We start from the raw sequence: 19921 nt of genomic DNA on the forward strand, positions 1-19921 counted from the left end.
GTTACAAAAGTTACATGCAGACCTTTGAGCTACCGGTACAACTGACCCATTCTCCGTCAGCCGGACAGTAAAAAGAGCTGGTGCAAACTTGTTCCCTACCCTTTATGGCAATCGTTACCCATTACCTGATCACCAATCGTCAGATCGACCTCATCGACAGCCAGGAAGTTATCAATCCCGGCGGCCACGAACACGCCGTCGATGACGCCCGCATTTCATTCCGTTTTGCCCGGTATCTACCTCTACCTCAATTTTTTCTAAAACCATGACTACAAACTGTACAAGTCCCGAATGTATTCTTATCACCCTTCTTCTGAGCGGACTGCTTGGTTTGATCGGACAAGGTATCCGTGTCATTGTCGGCTTGAAGAAACTGCGTGAAGAAGCCGCAGCCGAGAACGCCCCCAATCCCAAGGCGGCTTTTGACGACAAGTTCGACGTCCGCCAGCTCTGGCTCTCGCTGTTTATTGGATTTATCGCTGGCTGTCTGGCTAATCTGGGCCGCCCCAAAGGCGAATTTACTCCGGAGGTTCAGCTAGCTATCATAGCCGCCGGGTACGCCGGAGCGGATTTTATCGAAGGCGCTTTTAATAAGCTTTTACCCAAAAAATAACGCGCTTTTTTCACGTTAGATGTTCTTGCCCTCCAAAACCGGCAGCTATTTTATCCTTCCGCCTGAGAAACATATCTGCTATACGATTCCAGCCGATACGTAACCCAGACTATCCAGTAACCAACCAAACCATCTTTCACTCATGAAACCATTTATACTTTCAATTCTATTCCTGGTATCGTTCACCGCAAACGCCCAGCAGATGCAGGAATTTAACCAGGCCTATGAGGAAAAGGAAAAGCAAGATGAAGATGCTAAAGAAGACGCTAAAGCCAAAGGACAAAGTGAACCCGATTCGAATAATGCAATCAATAAAATGAGTGCGCTGCCAAATTTTACTAGTTTATTAGGCAAAAATATACTACTTCCACAGATTGAATTAAATGGAATGACTAATTTTAACACCCATGATTCCTTTTACGGCGATATTAAGATTTTCACGTCCGCCTTTGCACTGAAAAGTTTTTCGAATCTAAGTTTATTCTTCCCGGAAACCAGTGTATACGGCATTTCAATGAGTTTCAACTGGCTTCCATTTAAAAAAGTAAACTTTATAAAAGCCAACGGCGAAAAGCAGGAAGTTGAATGGTTTTGCGCTTATTTTAAAGCAAACTACCTCGGAAAAAACCTTCAGGGTATTTCCGAGGACGATAAAACCGTTGGAGATACGCTTCGTTTTACTTCTGATGTCGCACACCTGAAGTTAGGATTACAAGTCATTCCAATCACAAATATATTGAGTTTTTACGGCGACATAAATTTTCTATTACCTGTTGTAAATAGAGATCCCTTATTAAAGTATAACACGGATATGAAAAGAGGATCGAATAATTTTATCACACTTGGAACACGGTTTTTCATAGCAAACGGCGCGGATAAACCCCTGAATATTTATCTGGACTTTAGTGCTGTTGTAGTTGATAAAGTAACGAAAACAATGTACAAAACAAACGATGCATTAATCCCCAGATTAAGCGTTGGAGGCAGTTTTAAATTTTAAATGGCCATCATTATTAAACTTTTAGTCTCAATTTAAATGCAACTAAAAAAGGAAAACCCTACAAAATACCGGGAAATTTCCCATTGTAAATAGAAAACAATCTCTTCAGCTTTACTAATTGAAAACCCTCCTCTATCTCATGATTAAACAGCCTCACAAAATTGGCCCTTTCCGTCCGCACGGCGGTATTCGGGGTGATAACCTCGATCGTCGTTCTTCGCAATTTGAAGGTCTTTTCGGCCGGATTTTTCGGAGTTTGCCAGCCGCTACCTGGTCTGAAGCAGCTCTAAAAGAACTTGCCGGCGATGGGCACGCCGAAAACCGCATGGCCGCAGAGCCGGAGACGGTGATAGGCACCCTGGATTCAAAACCAGTATTTCTGCCTTTAGCTCCGCGCGAAGATGTCGATGATTCCAACCAGCCTCGTCAAAACCGCCTGCACGATGACGAAGAAAACGAAGGCATCGACGCGGGGTATACGTATCTGGGCCAGTTTATCGACCACGACATGACGTTCGACCCCGCCAGCAGTTTGCAAGGTCAGAACGATGTCAATGCGCTGGTCGATTTCCGGACGCCCCGGCTCGATCTGGATTCGGTGTATGGCCGGGGCCCGGAAGATCAACCCTACATGTATTCGTCAGACGGGCGGTTGTTTCAGATCGGAAACGCACTGACCGGAGGAATCAGATCGAATGATCTTCCCCGCCATTCGTGGCACGAAACCATCTGGAATGAGCACAAGGGAAAACTGGAAGACGTCCAATTCAACCGGGCGTTGATTGGCGATAAACGAAACGATGAAAACGTCATTATTAGCCAGTTGCACGGTATTTTCCTGAAATTCCACAACCGGTATGCCACCGATCATTCCGACTTATCGTTCCAGCAAGTGCAGCGTTGGGTCCGCTGGCATTACCAGTATGTCATTTTGCATGACTTTCTGTTTAAAATTGCAAAGCAAAGTGTGCTCTATAGTGTACTGCCCCATTTGGCCTCCCGTCGATCTATTTTAGAAGATTCGCCTAAGCTCCGGTTTTTCCATCCGAAAAACGACGCCTTTATTCCGATTGAATTTGCCGCAGCCGTCTACCGTTTTGGACACTCAATGGTCCGGCCCATTTACCGGTTAAATACCACCTTAACGGGTGGCAATAATCCCGACACCACGGATCCCAACGAAATTGCCCGGGGAATCGACGGACGCCAGTTCATTTTTGCCGGTTTGCCCGGACGGGGTCTGAACGGTTTCGATTCATTTCCTAAGGAATGGGGAATCGACTGGAACCTTTTCTTTGACCTGACCGACGACAAGGCTACCCGTTTTGGCAAAGACCGCACCCAACCGGCGTACAAAATTGACACTTCGATAGTCAACCCGTTGGCCTTTCTGCCTGAATTTTCGAAAATTGACCAAAAACCACCCCTGGACGATGTTGGGAAGCTACAGGCTCATGCCAAAGACAAACATATTCCAAACAACCTCGCTCTGCGGAATCTGCTTCGTGGCATGGCCATGTCGCTGCCTTCGGGCCAGGATGTGGCCCGGGCAATGGGGTTAACTCCTCTTAAGGATGAGGAACTCAAAGTCGGAAAAGCCACCAATGCACTGGAATACAACAACTTGCCTACCCTCAGGTCTATCCACAAGGATTTCATCGGGAAAGCTCCTCTCTGGTACTACGTTCTGGCTGAAGCTCAGCATGATTGGCTGCTAAATGGCGGATTGCCCGAAACACCCGTTCAACTCGGTGAGGTCGGTAGCCGTATTGTCGTTGAAACCTTTGTGGGTCTCCTTCTCGAAGATGGCCATTCTTTCTTACGGCAAGCCCCGGCGTGGACACCGGAAATTGGTAAAAAAGAGAAATTCGACATGCCCGACTTCATTAAATATGCCCTTGAGTTGCTGTAACGTTTCAGTTGACTGGCATCGCCTACTGGAGTAGGCGATGCCAGATTTTCCGTTCCCTTGCGGTAAAACCGTTTCATTTAAAAACCGTCCGCTCCTCCAAATGCTCCTCCGTTTCTTTCCTTAAAAACCAGACCGGGCGCATTTTCTTCCGGGAAAGCAACGGTAACTGATCCGTGCGGTGTTTGGAACCGGGTTGGCTGGCATTGCTGTAGCTGGTCAGAACCCGGGCCTTGAGCGGTTTGGAGAATTCAATGGCGGCTACATACGTGTCCCCGTGCACCGGCGTAAACGTACCGTCGACGCCCGCCGGGCTCAGCGTCATGGATCGGAAAACGCCCATCGGCTCGGGACCGCCGTTGCCCGGCAAATCGACGTCGCCAATCCGAAACCGGAACACGTCACCCCAGGGAATGTCCAGCCGACCGTATTTTTGCTTCACTTCTTTGGCGGCTGCCACCAGAAATTTCACAGCAGCCCCAGGATCAGCCAGTCCGTCGGGGGTGTTCACCGGATCAGCATGGTCCCAGGGCCTGGCAAATCGTTTCGAAGCGGTCCCCAGGTCGGTTAACCCCGGAGCCCACAACCGCACAAACCGGTCGAAAAGGAAAGCGCCTTTGCTGTCGGTTTCGGTCTGATGATCCCAGGCGGCCAGCACCTCGGCGGCTTCCGTCGCTTCGGGGCTCCCCTCCTTTTTCGCGGCCAGCAGCAGGTCATCCACAAGGCGGTCGGCCAGTTCCATGCGGGTCGATAATTTATACGCAATGAATTCATCGAGCGTAATTTTATCATATCCCATCAACATCTTGATCGACCGCTGCGTCCGGAGCGACATGTTTGGCACCGGAGCCAGATAAGGCGGAAAATCGGCGGCTTGGTTCACCATCGGCCAGGTGGCTGTCCAGGGCGGCTCATTCGTGTTCTGGAGCCAGCCGGTCGGCGGGTTCAGTACTTTCGGCAAGTCTTTGTACGGGTGCGTTTTAGTCCAGAGGGTCGCCGACGTATCACCCCGTACAATCCCCGACCAGTAGTTCCAGTCGCCCTGCGACCGCACCGGTACCTGCCCGTTGAAGAGGTTGAAAATGTTGCCGGAATTGTCGGCAAACATCAGCGTATACATCGGCACCTGCAAACGACTGACAGCCGCCTGAAATTCAGTGACGTTTTTAGCGCGGGCCATGTCCCAGTATTGCTCGAACATACCCGGCTGATCCAGCCCGACCACGCGCATGGCGATGGTTTTTCCTCCTTTGTCGCTCACCACGGGCCCGTGCACCGAATGCCGGACCACCATTTTTTCTTCTTTCAGGCTCCCATCGGTTTGCTTGATTTTCAGCGTGTGCACTCTGGTGGTAAACGTTTTTACCTGACCATCGAACCGATAGCCGCCTTCCACCGGTTTGAGTTCGTAAAAATCCTGTCCATCGTGGGTGTTAACGGTCTGCGAATACCCGGCATTTCCGTTGAAAGCCATCGTTAGCATCGGGAAACCCATGCGGGCAATGCCGTAAGCGTTGATGTTCGGTGAAACCAGTTGCACTTCCATATACAGGTAAAAATCGGCCCACGGCAGGTGCGGATTCGTCAGCAAAAGCGTATTTCCACTGGCGGATTTCCGGGGTGCTACGGCCCAGGCGTTCGAGCCGTTGTCTGCGCCTTTCAACGCCGAATTCAGCCGGGACGATGGGGCCACAAAAACAAAATGCGTAATCCGCTGCATGTGCGCCAGGATGTCAACGGCGGTAATGGGCAAGGCCGCTTTGGCCGCCGGATCGATCTGATCGGGATTCTGGATCACGTATTCGTTGACCCCTTTGGCAAAGGCTTCCAGATTAGCCCTAAAAGGCGGCTTTTGCGCTTTCAGCCACGCTTCCGCCCGCTCATATACGCCGTTGGTAATCACCCAGCGGTCGGCTTCGGCGTATGACTCACCCCAGTATTCGGCTCCTTTTCCGCGCGCCTGACCGTATAAGTGCAGCAGCAAATCGCCGTGATTCCGGGTCTGTGCCCAGCCGTACGCGTAGAACAGGCTCTCATCATTTTTGGCATAAATATGGGGGACGCCCCACGTATCCCACAGAATTTCAGCCTGTTTGTAGGGTAATCGGGATTGACTTATGGCGGAGAAAAAAGAAAGAATACTACTTACCAGGAGTACAATTTTTTTCATGGAATCTGATTTGAGGTCCAGTGGCCAACGCCAACCCGCTTAAGCAAAACAGGAAGCCAGGCGTGCCAAAATAACACTTGCATACTATTTTACAATATCTGCAATTTCCCTAATCAAACCGGCATTTTCCCACAAAAAACCAAGCATTATTTTTCTTTTACTGTATTTACACAAAGAAGCTATCTGGCACGTACGCTACACCTGGCGTTCATCGGTAAGGTCGGCCATGTTGACTTGTCCATCAACGAATGGAATTATCAGACACCGAATCTGCTCTTTCGACCACTCGCTTCCGGATCACCCCGAAAGAACCTTTTTGGGTCGTTTACGAAATATTGATGTGGCTTCGCAGGAAGCGAATGGCGAAATAGAGGTAGCTAACCTGAGCAGACGTTTCGAGAAAACCCTCCAACCGGTTTTGGCTGTAAACGCCGGTTTGCATGTCCTGTACCCAGTCAATCACCGACAGGCCGTAGGCAATCAGACAAAGTAAACTACTGAGCAGGATCAGAATAACCCATCTGGATTGGCGCATGCTGGTTTGGTAGTTGAGCGTTGAAAACCTGTTCAAATACACAATCAACTGAAATCCCGGCACCGATGTTATAAAATACTACGTAACTAACGGGCTGAGGTCCATCTGTTCAAGGTATAGATCCAGCCGTTGAACCCTCGAAAACGAGCAGATACAGGTGAGCTTTTGATCCGAATTATCGTGGCAGATTTCAACAAAGAAATCATTGAAACTGAATAACTGACGGGTTCGGCACAAATCCACACTCCTGGCTAAAGGAACGCCCCACAATTTTATCGCCCCTTCACGGATCAGCAGGGGTTGGCGATCATATTCTTCACGCGAAATATTCATTGGTGTACTAGTCAATATACCGAACCGTAAGTAAGATGTCTGTGCACGATGTGTAAAAAAACAGATAGGCGTTGGGTTGGAAGGTGGTCAGAAGGCTGGATAAACGGGGCTATGGGCTTTTCCGTCCGAAAAACCGTCCTGGCCTCATCCTACGGTTCTTTTAAAATTTCGACGGCGTCATCCGTAGAGATCCAGAAAGGGATTTGCAGTAGAATACGACTTCTTTTGGTACTGTCAACGCTTCTATTCTCCATTTAATTATACAATTAATGAATGAAAGATAAGAATTGTTCAATTAATAACTTGATCCATAGAATAAGAAATTTAATTCTTTTATTCTATGGACCCTATCTGGTAATACCGTAAGGTTCTCCTTGTCCGTTCAGCTCATTCTTCTTCGCTGTTGTTCAGTTTGGAGAGTAAGCTGTAGGCCCCCTGAACGACAATCGGCGTTTGCTTCGGCTCCAGATCCGGCGGCAACGTAATGGCCACATACCCATTTTGCCGAACGCCCGTTTTTACCTCGATCTGGCGAAACTGATAAAGTGTCGGATTGGCCCGTTTTTGCTCCAGTACATACAGGTACGACAGGCCGCCGAAACGAACCACCGCCGATTCAGGCAAAGCCAGTAACGGCTGGGTTTCCACCTCCACCTGCGCTGACACGTAGCCCCCCGGAATAAAATCACGGGAAAACCCTTCCGGATGGGCCAGCACGGAAACCGTACGATCGGCCGAGAGGGATTTTCCAATCAGAAAAATAGTCCCCCGGTGCAGCAGCGACGAATCGCCCCCAACGCCAAAACGCACGGTTTGCCCGGTCTGAATCCGGCTGATGTCTTTCTCAAAAATACTCAATTGAACGTGCAGGTGATCGACGTTTATAATTTCAGCCACCACATCGGCGGGGTTCACAAACCGGCCGTTGTTGACCGGAACGCTGGTTATAAAACCGGATACGGGCGAAGGAATGGTTACCGTCCGGGTAAGCCGACCGGGGCTGAGTTTGGCCGGATCGATCTGCAAAATGGCCAGACGTTGCGCCATACCCGCCAACTGGGCCTGTAAACTCTGCCGATTCGACCGGATTTGCTGGAACGTCTTCAGTGCGGTGACGTTATCGCGGCTCAACTCCTGTTGCCGGGCAAACTCCAGATCGGCAAATTCCAGTTTTGCTCTCGTATCCAGGTACTCCTGTTGAAGCTGGATATAATCGGGATTTTCCAACACCACGAGCGGCTGGCCTTTCCGAATTCGCAAGCCCGGTTCCAGATTGATTTGCCGGACATAGCCGCCGAATGGAACGGAAACCGATACCCGGTTCTGGGCCGGAACGTCGATTGTTCCGGTGACTTTCAGCGTGGTACGGAGGGTACGGAAAACCGGTTGACCCAGCGCAATACCCGCCATCTCGAACTGCGCCCGGGTGAGCGATACCCGAATCGGGGCCGTGTGGCCCGAATCACTCGCCGTTGCCGTGGAATCTACCGTTACCGACTGCCCGGCGCCAGGGGTTTCCTCCCCGCGTCCGCCCGAACTACAGCCCGTCAGCAGAAGCAGCGATGGCAGTAGAAAGAACAGACTAGCGACCGTGGTTGACGCCACGGTTTTCTGACGGCCCGATTTTTGGGCCGCTTCGTTCTCCACCGCTTTTTTTTCCGATAGGGAATACAAAATGGGCAGGACGATCAGCGTCAGCAGCGTAGCCGTGAGCAAACCACCAATCACGACGGTGGCCAGCGGTTTTTGTACTTCGGCCCCGGCCGAATTGGAGAGCGCCATGGGGAGAAACCCAAACGAAGCCACCAAAGCGGTCATAATCACCGGGCGTAGCCGGATTTCGGTACCAAGCCGGATGATTTCCGTCAAATCCGTCAGCCCTTCGTCATGACGCAGCCGGTTAAACTCGGCAATTAATACGATGCCATTGAGCACGGCAACCCCAAACAGGGCGATGAAACCCACGCCCGCCGAAATACTGAACGGCATGCCGCGCAGCAACAAGGCAAAAACGCCCCCGATGGCGGCCATCGGAATGGCCATAAAAATTAACACACTCTGGCGAACGGACCCGAAGGTAAAATAGAGGAGGGCAAAAATCAGGCCCAGCGCAATGGGAACCGCAATGGCCAGCCGCTTTTTCGCATCGACCAGATTTTCAAACTGACCGCCGTAGGTGATGGAATAGCCGGGTGGGAACGGAATCCGGTGGCTAACTTTCTGCTGCAATTCCGTGACGATGCTTTCCACATCACGCCCCCGCACGTTGAAGCCCAGCGTGATGCGCCGGTGCGTGTTGTCACGCTGGATTTGATTGGGAGCCTGTTCGATGCTGACCCGGGCAATCTGGCCGAGCGGTATTTGTTGTCCCCGACCGGATGCGCCCGCCGGTGTGGTCACGTACACATTCCGGACATCCTCCACGCTTTGCCGTTTGCTGGCCTCCAATCGAACCACCAGATCAAACCGTTTTTCGCCCTCGAACACCAGCCCCGCCGACTGTCCGGCAAAAGCCGTGTTGATGACCCGGTTGACATCGGTTACGTTCAGGCCATATTTCGCAATCTGTGCCCGATCGAGTTTGATTAAAATCTGGGAAAGCCCGGCCACCTGCTCCACATACAGGTCTTTCGCGCCGTCGAGGGTGGCAATCAGCCGGCCCACTTCTGCGGCCAGTTTGGTCAACTGACCCAAATCTTCGCCATAAATCTTGAGCGCAACGTCCTGCCGGGCTCCGGTCATCAGTTCGTTAAACCGCATCTGCACCGGCTGTTGAAAGCCAAACGTCACCCCCGGAATGATTGACAGGGCTTCAGCCATTTTTCCCGCCAGCTCGTCACGCGTGGCAGCCGACGTCCACTGGTCGCGTGGCTTCAGAATAACCATTAAATCCGAGGCTTCGATGGGCATCGGGTCGGTCGGAATTTCGCCGGAACCGATCTTGGCAACCACCTGCTCGACTTCGGGAAACTGTTTGAGCAAAACCCGCTCGGCCTTCAAAGTAGCTTCCACGGTTTCGGAAAGTGAGCTTCCCGTCAACGTCCGGGTATCGACGGCAAAATCGCCTTCATCGAGTTGGGGAATGAACTCCCCTCCCATCCGCATAAACAAGAAAACCGCAACGGCCAGTAAGGCAACGGCGCTGGTCAGAATGATGAGACGGTGTTTCAGTGCCTTCAGTAACAGCGGCTCGTAAACGCGCTGAATCCGCTTCATAATCTGATCTGAAAACGTTTCTTTCTTTGCTAATTTCTTGTTTAGAAACAGCGCCGAAATCATGGGGACGTAGGTTAGTGACAAAATGAAGGCTCCCAGAATGGCGAAGGCAACTGTCAGCGCCATAGGGCGAAACATCTTGCCTTCGATGCCGGAAAGTGCCAGAATGGGCAGGTAAACGATCAAAATAATGATCTCACCAAAAGCCGCCGATGACCGGATCCGGCCCGCTGACTGAAAAACCTCGTCGTCCATTTGTGCCTGCGAAAGTTCAATGGCATGACGCTGTGAACCCGTTGTGGCTTTGGGATCTTTTCCCGTTTCATCGCCCAACGGCCCCGTCACCCGGTTTTGCAGGTGATGCAGGGTTGCCTCGACAATGATCACGGCACCATCGACAATCAGCCCGAAGTCGATGGCACCCAGACTCATCAGATTTCCCGAAACCCCAAAGAGATTCATCATGGCAATGGCAAAAAGCAATGCCAGGGGAATGACCGACGCCACGACAAAACCCGCCCGGAAGTTGCCCAGCAACAGGACGAGAACGAAAATGACAATTGTGGCTCCTTCGAGCAGGTTTCGTTCTACGGTACCAATGGCACTGTTGACCATTTTGGTGCGGTCCAGAAACGGAACAATCTGAACCCCTTCGGGCAGGGTTTTCTGAATCTCAGCGATCTTTGCTTTGACCCGTTTGATTACGGCCGACGAATTTTCACCTTTGATCATCATCACCACCGCGCCCACGGTTTCACCCTCTCCATTGCGGGTGACGGCCCCATACCGCACCGCCGAGCCGATGCGAATCCGGGCCACATCACCAATCCGAACCGGTAATCCCTGTTCATTCAGCCGAATGATAATATCTGAAATGTCGCCGGTAGAGGTAATCAGACCTTCGGAACGGATGAAATACGCATTGGGCTTTTTGTCGATGTAGGCCCCACCCGTATTCTGATTGTTCTGCTCCAGGGCCGTAAAAATATCGGAGATGGCGATGCCCATACTGCGCAGCCGGTCGGGGTCGATCTCAATTTCGTATTGCTTCAGGAGTCCGCCAAAACCGCTGATGTCGGCCACACCGGGGGTTCCCAGCAAGCCGCGCCGGATGGTCCAGTCCTGAATGGTTCGCAGGTCGGTGAGTGAGTAGTTGTTTTCGTAGCCTTTCCTGGCTAAAACCGCATACTGGAAAATTTCGCCCAGTCCGGTGGTCACTGGTGCCATGACGGGCGTTCCAACTCCGGGCGGAATTTCACCAACTACCTTTTGCAAGCGTTCGGCAATCTGCTGGCGGGCCCAGTAAACGTCGGTTGCATCGGTAAAAACGACGGTGACAATCGACAGACCAAAGCGCGAAAACGACCGCAGTTCGGTAATGCCCGGAATATTGGACAGGCTTACTTCAATTGGAAACGTCACCAGCCGCTCGATGTCTTCGGCGGCCAGCGATGGACTGCTGGTGATAACCTGCACCTGGTTATTGGTAATATCAGGCACGGCATCAATGGGCAGTTGGGACACCGACCAGGCTCCCCACCCCACTAGTGCCAGCGTAAACAGGCCCGTAATCAGCTTGTTGTGAATCGAGAAATGAATAATTGCATTGAGCATACGGCATTCAGGATGAGGGGATTGATTACCAAAAAATCAATAGAATGAATCAGCTTGAAGCGATTTCACCCCTAAATCCTATACATGGAACGTCCGATAGGGCCAGTCTCAAGTCTCAAGCAGGGGATTTAGGAATAAATCGCTCCTGACAGGACAAATACCGCCATTTTTGAATGGACACACTTCGGACGGGGGCGAACCGAAATTACCGTCGGGGGGGATTGATCAGCGCGAAAACCGCGAGAAAAGAATAGAGGTCCGCCTTGCAAAAGAAACCGGCTTTGGGCACGATCGACACCGGGCAGCGTACGGGTGCTGGCAGCCACACGATGCTGGGCGTAAAAACCGGTGTCAGGTGGCTAACGGAAGGCAAATTCTGGTGACTATGATTGGGGTGTTTATGGTGCTCAGAATCAGCGCCATAATGCATTTTGATAAAGTTAATGAAACTCAGCTGGGCATCCGTTTTTCGATGTTGCTCATAATGTTGCACCAGATCGCCCCAGTGGGCCGACTGGTCGATGCTGAAACCGGGAAGCAAACTGCCACCCAGCATCCAGCATGCTAACACAAGAGCAACGAATGGTTTCATGATCGCTTTGCCAATACCCGAAGAACAAAGCTGACGGGCGAAAGTTTCCCGCCCGGAACCAATTCGCTCAATTTGGAAATAATCTAATACCAGCTACCTCGAAAGCCAGCTAGTCGATTGATGATCAGGACTCTTAGAGCGAGCCTATCCGCGATTTAGCGGGCTGCATATATGGGTGTGGACACGTCGGCAGGCGGGTTCAGGCCGCCTGTGACAAAAACCGCTGCTCCAACAGGTGCGGATGTTCGTACCGGTTTCCCAGCACGCGCAGTTGGCGGGCGTGAAGGGCGCTGAGCGAAAAAGCCGGAAACTCGCCCGTTCCCAAAGGCTGAAACAGGGCGTACCCACACCGGTGGCTCGACCAGCCAATCTCAAAAATTCGCCCATCCCATTCCACCAGATCACTTTCGTAGAGTAAAATACCTTGCCGGTCCGACTGGCCGATCGTGCGCATCAGCCGCCAGGAAAAACTGGTCGGCGGCACAACTTCGGGGGCTTCAGGCACCTGACTGACAAGCGAAATGGCCTCCTGTAGCCAGATGGTCAGGTAAGGCTCAGGGGTCATGGGCAGCCCGGCCAGGTAGAGCATTTTTTGGCCGTCCCAAATTCGAGATTGGATGGGTTGCATCGTTCTTCCTATAATTAAGTTATGCTATAACGAATAGCAAATATATGTCATAAAAAGGAAAGAAAACAGCCAAAAGTCACTTACTTATATTATTTTTAACACTTTTAGTTTACGGCATCCTGAGTTTGGACACCTATTTTAAAAATTATCTATTCCCAACGTATAGGGTAGCTGGGACGTCATCGGGCCGGATTCAATTTTATCGGTGGGCCGTTGTCTCACTAATGACGGGTTGGGGCACGTTATGGGCCGGGATGGGGTTTGGGCTACATAGAACCACCTGTTACTCATGCAGTTCCTTTCTGATGCGGAACTGCATGAGTCAAAATTTCTGATCGCATCGGCAGTCTATTGTATCCACCAGGTTTTGGCGCGCAGCCATCCAAGAAGCATAACAGGCGTATGATTGTTCTGATCGCAACGATAACGGTCGTCTACATCGGCTACGGATGCCGTTTACTTTTCAGAGCCCGAAAAGAAAGCATCCAATCAGCAAACCGGCTTTATACCTACATCCAGTCTGCGATGTTTTTCATGGCCGCCCTGCTTTTCTCAACGATTCTGATTTACCTGGCCACCCATCACCCCTGATCGAGTCAGGAATTGCGGCAAAACCAGGCGGTTTTAAATCTGGGAAAAGGCGGTCGGAATCAGGAACGTCCGGGTGATGTTGGAGACGATTCGGGCGTTGGCGTATTCGGGCATGGAACTGATTTTCTTCCATTCCGGATCACTGCCAAAAGTTTTCCAGTTCTGGTCGTGTTCTTCCATGGAATCGAAGGTCAGCATGTACGTCAGGTTCGGGCGCATGGGACCAATCAACGTTTCGCCGAAGAAAACCGGCGTCAGTCCGACGCGCTTGAAAATAGCAATTTCGCCCCCCTCGTTAAACATCTCGATTTTTTTCTTTCCGGCCGTTTCGTTGTGGCTTTCGTAGCGACGCAATTCAAAAATCCGTGGTTTTTTTTCCGGTGCTTCGAGTTTGGGCATGTTCGAAAACGATTTCAGCAACGAACTTTCAATGCGTTCATAGGCCGGATCGGTGGCCTGAGCATTTAAATAATCCGCTGAAGCCTGTTGATAGGCCGAATCGCCGGCCAGTTTATCCGGCGCATTGAAATAATCTTCCAGGGAATTGAACGGGATGACGGCCACCAGTTTGGTAAATCCCTGCGGGAGGTATTCGGTAAAGACGCCAATCGCTTTACTTCCCAGGCGATTGAAAGCCGGAATGGCGGCATTTTGAAAATAGCTTTCCACCATCTTCTGCTGTTTGCCACTTTTTAAGGTATAAATCCGTAGTTCATAAAACTCGCGGCTGGCATTTTGCCGGGGATTGGCCTGGGCCGAAGCCTGATTCAGCGGGCTCAGTAAACCGGCAGCGGAACTCGTAACGAGGGATGCTTTAACGAACGTGCGTCTTTTCATGGGAATTTGATTCATCGATTAGCAACGATTGGCATTCTCCCACAAAAGCAGAAAATTGGTCTTTTCTACCTCCGTTCCTCCCTATTTCGCCGGTCTTTCCGGTGCCCTCTTCGTATCTGTTTCTCTTCCGGTAATTTTAGTTGAGCAGAAAGTTTTTTACTTCCCGGTTAAAAACCACCGGCTGTTCCAGGTTTAGCATATGAGCCGCATTCGGAATGACGACTTTTTTCACGTTCGGAATGTGGCGTTTCAATTTGTCACTGATGCTGAGAATATCGACCATGTCCAGATCCCCCACCAGCACCAGCGTCGGGGACTGAATGCGGCTCAGCCGCTCGCTAGCCGGTGGGTTTTCATCGAACCGCAATGCCGTGTTCCAGCGGTGAAATTTTAAATTATCCCGAACCATTTTCAGTACGAAACCGCGCACTTTGGGATCGACGGCCCCCGGGATGCGCCGGGGGTCCGTCCACGAGCGAACGAAATACTCGGCAAAAGCCACCGTATCCCTGCGCTGGTAGGCAGCGATCTGCTGCCTGGTATTGGCCACCAAAACCGAGTCGTGGTTAAGATCATAGCCAATAAGTCCGGGAGCCGCCAAAATCAATTTATCCACGCGCTGCGGATGGGCCAGCACAAAGTCAGTGGCAGCAACGGCCCCCAGCGACAAACCCATGACGTGCGCTTTAGCAATACCGAACGAATCCAGAATCAGGGCAATGGCCGAAGCGTTGTAAAACGTGGAATCGCCATCCTGCGTGAGCCCGTGTTTACGCATATCGCAGTTTAAAACCCGAAAATACTTCCGGAACTCAGCCACTTGGTTTTCCCACATCCGATGGTCTATCATGCCCCCGTGCAACAACAGCAAAGCCGGGCCTTTGCCGCTTTCTTCCACGTACAACTTCGAATCGGCGATGGGAATACGATGCTTCTTAACTACCTGCCCGGCAACCGGTTGAACCAGCAGTACGACACAGGCGAACCGGAAAAAGGGCAAACGAAACGAGCGGAGCAGGCCGTGGGGACGTGCCATATCGGTTTTTGCGGTAATCGAATGAAAACGAACTACTAAATAAGCGGCTTTTTGAGTATTCTCCGTATTGCCGACGACCGAATGCTCAAAATGTAGCCATTTCCAACGCCTTTTTACCTATTTTGCTCAAAACCGATTGCTTATGAAGCTGTTTACTTCCTTATCGTTTTTCCTCTTCATTGCCAGTGTGTTGGCGAGTCTCGTTCGTAACCCCAACCCGCTGAACGGTGAGAATGCAACGGTATCGCTCCGGGCTACGGCGGATATTCCGCGGACCTGGGACAGTACGGCTATGGCGGATTTTGAGCTACCGCTGGCAACTCCCAAAGCCTCTCCGCGGCATGTGCCGACAGCCTACTATTACCGGCTCCCGGAGCGGGTAATTTATAAAACCTATCCGGTTTATGCCCCGGGCCGCGAACCGGCAGGATACTGGGAATGGCTCCACAAACAGGAACCGCAAATTGTATTTGACCCGGCGAAACTCAAAACTGAAGCCGACTGGATTAAAGCCGGGGAGTTGCTATTTGATTCTCCTATCGACAACCAGGGTGCCATTTTAACCAACGAGGATGTGCGTGACCCGGCTTTTTATGCGTATACTAAAATGCCGTTGACCAAAGACGGGATTATGCCGTATGCCCGGTATGTTATTTCGGAGAGAGGCAAAGTGCTCGTCGGCAATATTTCCTGTGGCATGTGTCATACCCGGGTCGAACCGAACGGCCTGGTGCTGAAAGGCGCGCAGGGCAATTTTCCGGGCGATCGGGCTACGGCCTGGGGGCTTCGCAAAGCCGATACGCCCGAAGCAGGCATTCGTTTTTTTACCAGCCTGATGTTCAACGCTCCTTTTGTGAAGGATGATCCCAATACGCAGCTGAGTCAACAGTCCAGCGCCGAAATCATAAAAGCCTTCGAAGCGGTTCCGGCCGGCACGATGGGCCGTCAGGGCACCAGTATTCTGTTTCCGCCGTCGGTTCCTGACCTGATCGGGGTGAAAGACCGTACGTACCTGGATCACGGCGGCCTGGCTCGGCACCGTGGCATTGGCGATATGATGCGGTACATTGCGGTTAACCAGGCGATGGATTTCCTGAGCGACTACGACGGCTACATTCCGGTCGGAATCAAAAACAAAACCCGGCCCGAAGCCGGAAAAAGCCGGTTTGTCGGCACCTACGACCGCCACAGTGAAGCGCAGCTCTACGCCCTGTCGAAGTACATTTACGCGTTGAAACCGCCGGTTAATCCTAACAAACCCAGTGGACAATCCAAACGCGGGGAGCGGATTTTTATTGAACAGGGCTGTGTGACCTGCCATACGCCCCCGCTGTATACCAACAATATGCTAACGCCCGTCGACGGTTTTGAGGTGCCGGACGACCATCGTAAAAAGTACGATATTTTTGAAATATCGGTGGGTACCGACCCCGGCTATGCGCTAAAAACCCGGCGTGGTACGGGGTATTACAAAGTGCCGTCGCTGAAAGGCGTTTGGTATCGGGGGCCTTTTCTGCACGATGGTTCACTGGCGAAGCTCGACGATCTGCTCGATCCCAAACGCGTTCGTGACGACTACGTTCCTACCGGTTTTAAAGGCGCCAATGTCAGCACCCGCGCCGTGCGGGGCCACGAGTTTGGTCTGGAGCTTTCCGCTGCCGACCGCTCGGCCTTGCTGGCATTTCTCAACACCCTGTAACCATGAAACGATTCATCTGGATTGGTTTGGCACTTGGTGCGTTGATCAGTTTCACTACGGCAGGACCAACCGTCGAAGAGTCGGAAATCCGCTTTCAGATTGTCAACGCCGGGTTAACCGTGCAGGGAAGTCTGACGGGTCTGGAAGCCGACATCCGGTTTGACCCGGTGCACCCCGAACAGGCCAGCATCCGGGCCTCGGTGCCGGTGAATACCATCAAAACCGGTCTTTCGTTTCGGGACCGGCATTTGCAAAAACCGGATTATTTTAATGCGGAACAAAATCCGGTTATTACCCTGCAATCAAAAACCATTCGAAAAACCGGTCGGGATACGTACGAAGGTCTTTTTGATTTGGGAATAAAGGCCATTCACCGCGACGTAAAAATGCCGTTTAGCGTATCGCCGAAAAATGAGTTTGTGGGAAATTTACAAATCAATCGACTGGATTTTGACGTGGGGAAATCCAGTCTGGTTTTAGCCAATGAGGTTTTCATAAGCATTCGCGTGAAAGTAGCGGGTGGTTCGTAACCCCGTATAAACACAAAATGATCCCACCCGCTTTGGCGTTTTACAGGGATCATTTTGTGTGTTGCGCAGTCTTCGCGGATCAACTCTTGTGCCCACCCTTGGTGCCGCCCGATGCGCTGCCACCACTGTGTTTTCCTTTGCTACCACTTGGTTTCGACGTGCCTCTGCGCCCGCCCGTCGAGCCGTGATGGGCTCCATTGTTCTGCTTGTCGCCGGCTTCTCCACCGCCAAGCATCTCCTCATACGCCTTCAAATCCTCGTCAGCCATCTTGTTTAGATTCGTTAAAACGGGTTAATGAACACTTTTTTCCAGTAACTCGGGAGCCGAAAAGATGGTTGGAAACTAGTCGAAATCAGCCGTTGAAAGCGGTCCGTTGCCTCACTAGCGGGTATCCATTGGCCGGAGCGCAGGTTATAAAAGCGAAATGAGCTGACCGCTCCGCAGTCAGGTAGTGTCCCATAAAACGTACCCGTGAGATGAAAGATTTCCTAAAAGCCTTTATTCCGGTCACCATTGCCGTATTGGTATATACGTACCTGGCCGAAAATGGCGACATGAGCCAGGCCCTGTGGCCGCTCATTCTGTTGCTCATTGCGACTTTTACGATAGCCGTTTACGTCCTAATTCGGGTTTTCCGCCGAAAAAAGTTTCCGGATAGCCGAACCAGCTCCAGCAAGAATCGATAAAAACCGGCTGGCAGGAACCCACTTCAAAAATGCCCGTTTTCAGTCCTGGCCAGATTGCTCCCCGGGTGCGGCTTCTTTTTTTCTTTCGGCAGACCGTTGCCTAATCCCTTTCGCCCCGTGGAATCAACTACCAAACAGTTGTCATTTTCAGGCTGTTACAAAAAGACAGTACGGAATGATCAACCAGGAAAGAACCATGAAAAAAAAATCAATTACGCTGGGCCTCTTGCTGGCCTTATTCGCATCGGGCCTTTCGTTTGCCCAGCAAACGGGTGGCACAACCAATACCGGCGGTACGAACACCGGCACTAGCACCACCGGATCGGGAACAACCGGATCAACCGGAACCTCAGGTTCAACCGGGTCGACTGAAACCGGGACCTCGGGTTCAGCCGGAACCGGGACGACCGGAGCCACCGGAAGTGGTACCACCGGGTCTACCCGTATGGGCTCGGGCTCAACGGGTATGGGACCTCGCGAATCCGGTTCTATGATGGTTGGGAAGGAAAGTATGGAAAAATTTGACCGCCTGAACAAAAAAGGGGCCGAAGCCGTGGCGGCCATCCGCCCAACCAGCGCTAAATTGTCGAGTGCCGATCAGGCGCTGATGCTGGAAGTTGCCAAAGGTGGCATGATGCAGCTGGAAGTGAGCCGGGCCGCCGTTCAGAAGGCCACCAGCCCGGAAGTTCGCCAACTGGCTCAGGCTGAAGTGGAAGAACAAACCGGTTTATCGGCCAAACTCAAGGAAATCGCCGACGCCAAAGGCGTTACCCTGCCCACCACGCCCGATGCGGACACACAGGCTATGGTGACGAGAATGCAGGGGATGTCGGGGACGGAATTCGACAAAATGTACGTGAGTGAAAGTGGCGTAAAAGGCCACGAGAAGCTCGATGCGGTCATGAGTAACGTAAAGAAGAACGCTTCGGACAGCAATCTGAAAGAGGTGGAAAAGGCGGCCCATCCCCTGGTGAAAACCCACCTGAAAGTAGCGCAGGAGGTGATGACTAAAATGGGCGGCAGCGGCAGTACCGGGATGCGGTAGGTGCCCGCTGGCAAGATAAAGACTCCGGTTGCATCAGGTGCTGAAAAGCCGTTCCTGATACAACCGGAGTCTTTTTATTTTAATCCGAACGGTTTTGGTTTGCTTATGAAGTTGCTTTAAACTTTTCCTTTATAATCCCAATGATCTTTGACAACGACTCCGGCGGCATCTTTGAGCAGGCGTCGTGTAAACTGGTCGCCTTTAATGATCCCCCGCTCGTTGGCCTTCCCAATGAACATCAAAACCGGGTTTCCGTCTTCATCCGTTTTCAACGCCACGTCGTAGCGATTAAACGTGAAAGAAATCAGGGAGGACGGCTCGTATTTTTTAACGAGATGCTTCATCAATGCTGCGCCTATCTTCATCACTCGTCGGTTGTTGCGGACTAACTAACTTAAGAAGCAAACTGTAACGGATGGCTCCAGTCAATGGATAACGATGTCGTTTTTTCGGGATGGGCGCTACTGGTAATTGTCCGGAAAGCGGAAGACACCCGGGCAGACCGGCGCATCAATACCGGAATGGAGCGCAACCGTTCGTCGGCTTTTAACACGCGCAAAACGCTCAGGCTGCTATCGGTCGACCGGGCCAGATCCATCACAATCAGTTTGGGTAAACCGGGTGCGGCAGGTCCACTCAATTTCTCTAATAACTCTTGGGCGGTTTCATACATGACCACCGGATAAGCGGCAAAATAGGTTTCCAGGCCGGGCACAAAGGGTGGCCGGTTATCGATCATCGGGGCTACCATAGCTAAGTAACCCGGTACGGTTTTTTCGGGAAATGACACGGATTGGTAATTCGAAGTGATTGTATAGTTGAAATTAACTACTGCTAAAAAAAATAGTTATACCCCGTTCCAAGTAGTGAGGCTACGGCCCAGGCC

At 51.6% G+C, this 19921-nt stretch carries 18 protein-coding genes; 9 read left to right on the plus strand and 9 right to left on the minus strand.

The annotated features are described in order from the left end of the window. Positions 1 to 104 precede the first annotated feature (104 nt). The 4 genes from EHT87_RS31245 to EHT87_RS07345 all read left to right on the plus strand — a co-directional run bounded on the left by EHT87_RS31245 (position 105) and on the right by EHT87_RS07345 (position 3525). Complete coding sequence (locus EHT87_RS31245) at positions 105 to 269, plus strand: hypothetical protein (protein WP_185716157.1); 165 nt, start codon at positions 105 to 107, stop codon at positions 267 to 269. Further along, positions 266 to 613 (plus strand): hypothetical protein, encoded by a 348-nt coding sequence (locus tag EHT87_RS07335; RefSeq protein WP_124905311.1) that lies wholly within the window; start codon positions 266 to 268, stop codon positions 611 to 613. Before EHT87_RS31245 ends, EHT87_RS07335 begins: the two co-directional genes overlap by 4 nt. 142 nt (positions 614 to 755) lie before the next feature. Next, positions 756 to 1613, plus strand: a complete 858-nt coding sequence (locus tag EHT87_RS07340; RefSeq protein WP_124905313.1) for a hypothetical protein — start codon at positions 756 to 758, stop codon at positions 1611 to 1613. A gap of 139 nt (positions 1614 to 1752) precedes the next feature. Further along, positions 1753 to 3525: a peroxidase family protein gene (locus EHT87_RS07345; RefSeq protein WP_124905315.1), complete on the plus strand. Its 1773-nt coding sequence runs from the start codon at positions 1753 to 1755 to the stop codon at positions 3523 to 3525. 73 nt (positions 3526 to 3598) lie between these two features. On the opposite strand, the gene EHT87_RS07350 is transcribed toward EHT87_RS07345, so the two are convergent. The 5 genes from EHT87_RS07350 to EHT87_RS07375 all read right to left on the minus strand — a co-directional run bounded on the left by EHT87_RS07350 (position 3599) and on the right by EHT87_RS07375 (position 12571). Beyond that, the gene (locus EHT87_RS07350; protein WP_124905317.1) at positions 3599 to 5692 is read right to left on the minus strand and encodes an acylase; all 2094 of its coding nucleotides are present in this window, start codon (positions 5690 to 5692) and stop codon (positions 3599 to 3601) included. A gap of 325 nt (positions 5693 to 6017) precedes the next feature. Beyond that, complete coding sequence (locus EHT87_RS07355; protein WP_124905319.1) at positions 6018 to 6227, minus strand: hypothetical protein; 210 nt, start codon at positions 6225 to 6227, stop codon at positions 6018 to 6020. A 720-nt stretch (positions 6228 to 6947) separates the two neighbouring features. Continuing rightward, positions 6948 to 11390 (minus strand): CusA/CzcA family heavy metal efflux RND transporter, encoded by a 4443-nt coding sequence (locus EHT87_RS07365; RefSeq protein ID WP_124905323.1) that lies wholly within the window; start codon positions 11388 to 11390, stop codon positions 6948 to 6950. Positions 11391 to 11595: 205 nt separating this feature from the next. After that, complete coding sequence (locus EHT87_RS07370) at positions 11596 to 11982, minus strand: hypothetical protein (protein WP_124905325.1); 387 nt, start codon at positions 11980 to 11982, stop codon at positions 11596 to 11598. Between the two features lie 199 nt (positions 11983 to 12181). Beyond that, positions 12182 to 12571: a YopX family protein gene (locus EHT87_RS07375; RefSeq protein WP_185716158.1), complete on the minus strand. Its 390-nt coding sequence runs from the start codon at positions 12569 to 12571 to the stop codon at positions 12182 to 12184. A gap of 441 nt (positions 12572 to 13012) precedes the next feature. On the opposite strand from EHT87_RS07375, the gene EHT87_RS07380 reads away from it, so the two are divergent. After that, positions 13013 to 13201, plus strand: coding sequence for a hypothetical protein (locus tag EHT87_RS07380; RefSeq protein WP_124905329.1), 189 nt, complete (start codon positions 13013 to 13015; stop codon positions 13199 to 13201). A 33-nt stretch (positions 13202 to 13234) separates the two neighbouring features. Here the strand turns inward: EHT87_RS07380 and EHT87_RS07385 are convergent, their stop codons facing one another. After that, positions 13235 to 14038 carry an NIPSNAP family protein gene (locus tag EHT87_RS07385; protein WP_124905331.1) on the minus strand — a complete coding sequence of 268 codons (804 nt, stop codon included), beginning with the start codon at positions 14036 to 14038 and terminating at the stop codon, positions 13235 to 13237. Between the two features lie 136 nt (positions 14039 to 14174). Beyond that, positions 14175 to 15074, minus strand: coding sequence for an alpha/beta fold hydrolase (locus EHT87_RS07390; protein WP_124905333.1), 900 nt, complete (start codon positions 15072 to 15074; stop codon positions 14175 to 14177). 142 nt (positions 15075 to 15216) lie between these two features. Here EHT87_RS07390 and EHT87_RS07395 point away from each other — a divergent pair, with 142 nt between their 5' ends. From EHT87_RS07395 to EHT87_RS07410, 4 genes are all read left to right on the plus strand, one after another. After that, positions 15217 to 16773: a hypothetical protein gene (locus tag EHT87_RS07395; RefSeq protein ID WP_229320883.1), complete on the plus strand. Its 1557-nt coding sequence runs from the start codon at positions 15217 to 15219 to the stop codon at positions 16771 to 16773. Between the two features lie 2 nt (positions 16774 to 16775). Next, positions 16776 to 17303, plus strand: a complete 528-nt coding sequence (locus tag EHT87_RS07400; protein WP_124905335.1) for a YceI family protein — start codon at positions 16776 to 16778, stop codon at positions 17301 to 17303. A gap of 477 nt (positions 17304 to 17780) precedes the next feature. Next, positions 17781 to 17990: a hypothetical protein gene (locus EHT87_RS07405; protein ID WP_124905337.1), complete on the plus strand. Its 210-nt coding sequence runs from the start codon at positions 17781 to 17783 to the stop codon at positions 17988 to 17990. A 196-nt stretch (positions 17991 to 18186) separates the two neighbouring features. After that, a complete protein-coding gene (locus tag EHT87_RS07410) occupies positions 18187 to 19035 on the plus strand; it encodes a DUF4142 domain-containing protein (RefSeq protein ID WP_229320885.1) in 849 nt (282 codons plus the stop codon). 116 nt (positions 19036 to 19151) lie between these two features. Here EHT87_RS07410 and EHT87_RS07415 read toward each other — a convergent pair whose 3' ends face one another. Both EHT87_RS07415 and EHT87_RS07420 read right to left on the minus strand, forming a co-directional pair. Further along, on the minus strand, positions 19152 to 19400 hold the full coding sequence (locus EHT87_RS07415) for a hypothetical protein (RefSeq protein WP_124905339.1): 249 nt from the start codon (positions 19398 to 19400) through the stop codon (positions 19152 to 19154). 29 nt (positions 19401 to 19429) lie between these two features. Then, the gene (locus EHT87_RS07420) at positions 19430 to 19825 is read right to left on the minus strand and encodes a response regulator (protein WP_124905341.1); all 396 of its coding nucleotides are present in this window, start codon (positions 19823 to 19825) and stop codon (positions 19430 to 19432) included. Positions 19826 to 19921: the final 96 nt, after the last annotated feature.

Source organism: Larkinella knui (assembly GCF_003858645.1).
Taxonomy (GTDB): domain Bacteria; phylum Bacteroidota; class Bacteroidia; order Cytophagales; family Spirosomataceae; genus Larkinella; species Larkinella knui.

Bases quoted from the DNA above. Each gene is read 5' to 3' on its own strand.
- EHT87_RS07345 (WP_124905315.1), top strand. From the start codon at position 1,753: ATGATTAAACAGCCTCACAAAATTGGCCCTTTCCGTCCGCACGGCGGT.
- EHT87_RS07355 (WP_124905319.1), bottom strand. From the start codon at position 6,227: ATGCGCCAATCCAGATGGGTTATTCTGATCCTGCTCAGTAGTTTACTT.
- EHT87_RS07370 (WP_124905325.1), bottom strand. From the start codon at position 11,982: ATGAAACCATTCGTTGCTCTTGTGTTAGCATGCTGGATGCTGGGTGGC.
- EHT87_RS07340 (WP_124905313.1), top strand. From the start codon at position 756: ATGAAACCATTTATACTTTCAATTCTATTCCTGGTATCGTTCACCGCA.
- EHT87_RS31245 (WP_185716157.1), top strand. From the start codon at position 105: ATGGCAATCGTTACCCATTACCTGATCACCAATCGTCAGATCGACCTC.
- EHT87_RS07405 (WP_124905337.1), top strand. From the start codon at position 17,781: ATGAAAGATTTCCTAAAAGCCTTTATTCCGGTCACCATTGCCGTATTG.
- EHT87_RS07335 (WP_124905311.1), top strand. From the start codon at position 266: ATGACTACAAACTGTACAAGTCCCGAATGTATTCTTATCACCCTTCTT.
- EHT87_RS07395 (WP_229320883.1), top strand. From the start codon at position 15,217: ATGAAGCTGTTTACTTCCTTATCGTTTTTCCTCTTCATTGCCAGTGTG.
- EHT87_RS07410 (WP_229320885.1), top strand. From the start codon at position 18,187: ATGAAAAAAAAATCAATTACGCTGGGCCTCTTGCTGGCCTTATTCGCA.
- EHT87_RS07375 (WP_185716158.1), bottom strand. From the start codon at position 12,571: ATGCTCTACCTGGCCGGGCTGCCCATGACCCCTGAGCCTTACCTGACC.
- EHT87_RS07400 (WP_124905335.1), top strand. From the start codon at position 16,776: ATGAAACGATTCATCTGGATTGGTTTGGCACTTGGTGCGTTGATCAGT.
- EHT87_RS07365 (WP_124905323.1), bottom strand. From the start codon at position 11,390: ATGCTCAATGCAATTATTCATTTCTCGATTCACAACAAGCTGATTACG.
- EHT87_RS07390 (WP_124905333.1), bottom strand. From the start codon at position 15,074: ATGGCACGTCCCCACGGCCTGCTCCGCTCGTTTCGTTTGCCCTTTTTC.
- EHT87_RS07385 (WP_124905331.1), bottom strand. From the start codon at position 14,038: ATGAAAAGACGCACGTTCGTTAAAGCATCCCTCGTTACGAGTTCCGCT.
- EHT87_RS07380 (WP_124905329.1), top strand. From the start codon at position 13,013: ATGATTGTTCTGATCGCAACGATAACGGTCGTCTACATCGGCTACGGA.
- EHT87_RS07415 (WP_124905339.1), bottom strand. From the start codon at position 19,400: ATGAAGATAGGCGCAGCATTGATGAAGCATCTCGTTAAAAAATACGAG.
- EHT87_RS07350 (WP_124905317.1), bottom strand. From the start codon at position 5,692: ATGAAAAAAATTGTACTCCTGGTAAGTAGTATTCTTTCTTTTTTCTCC.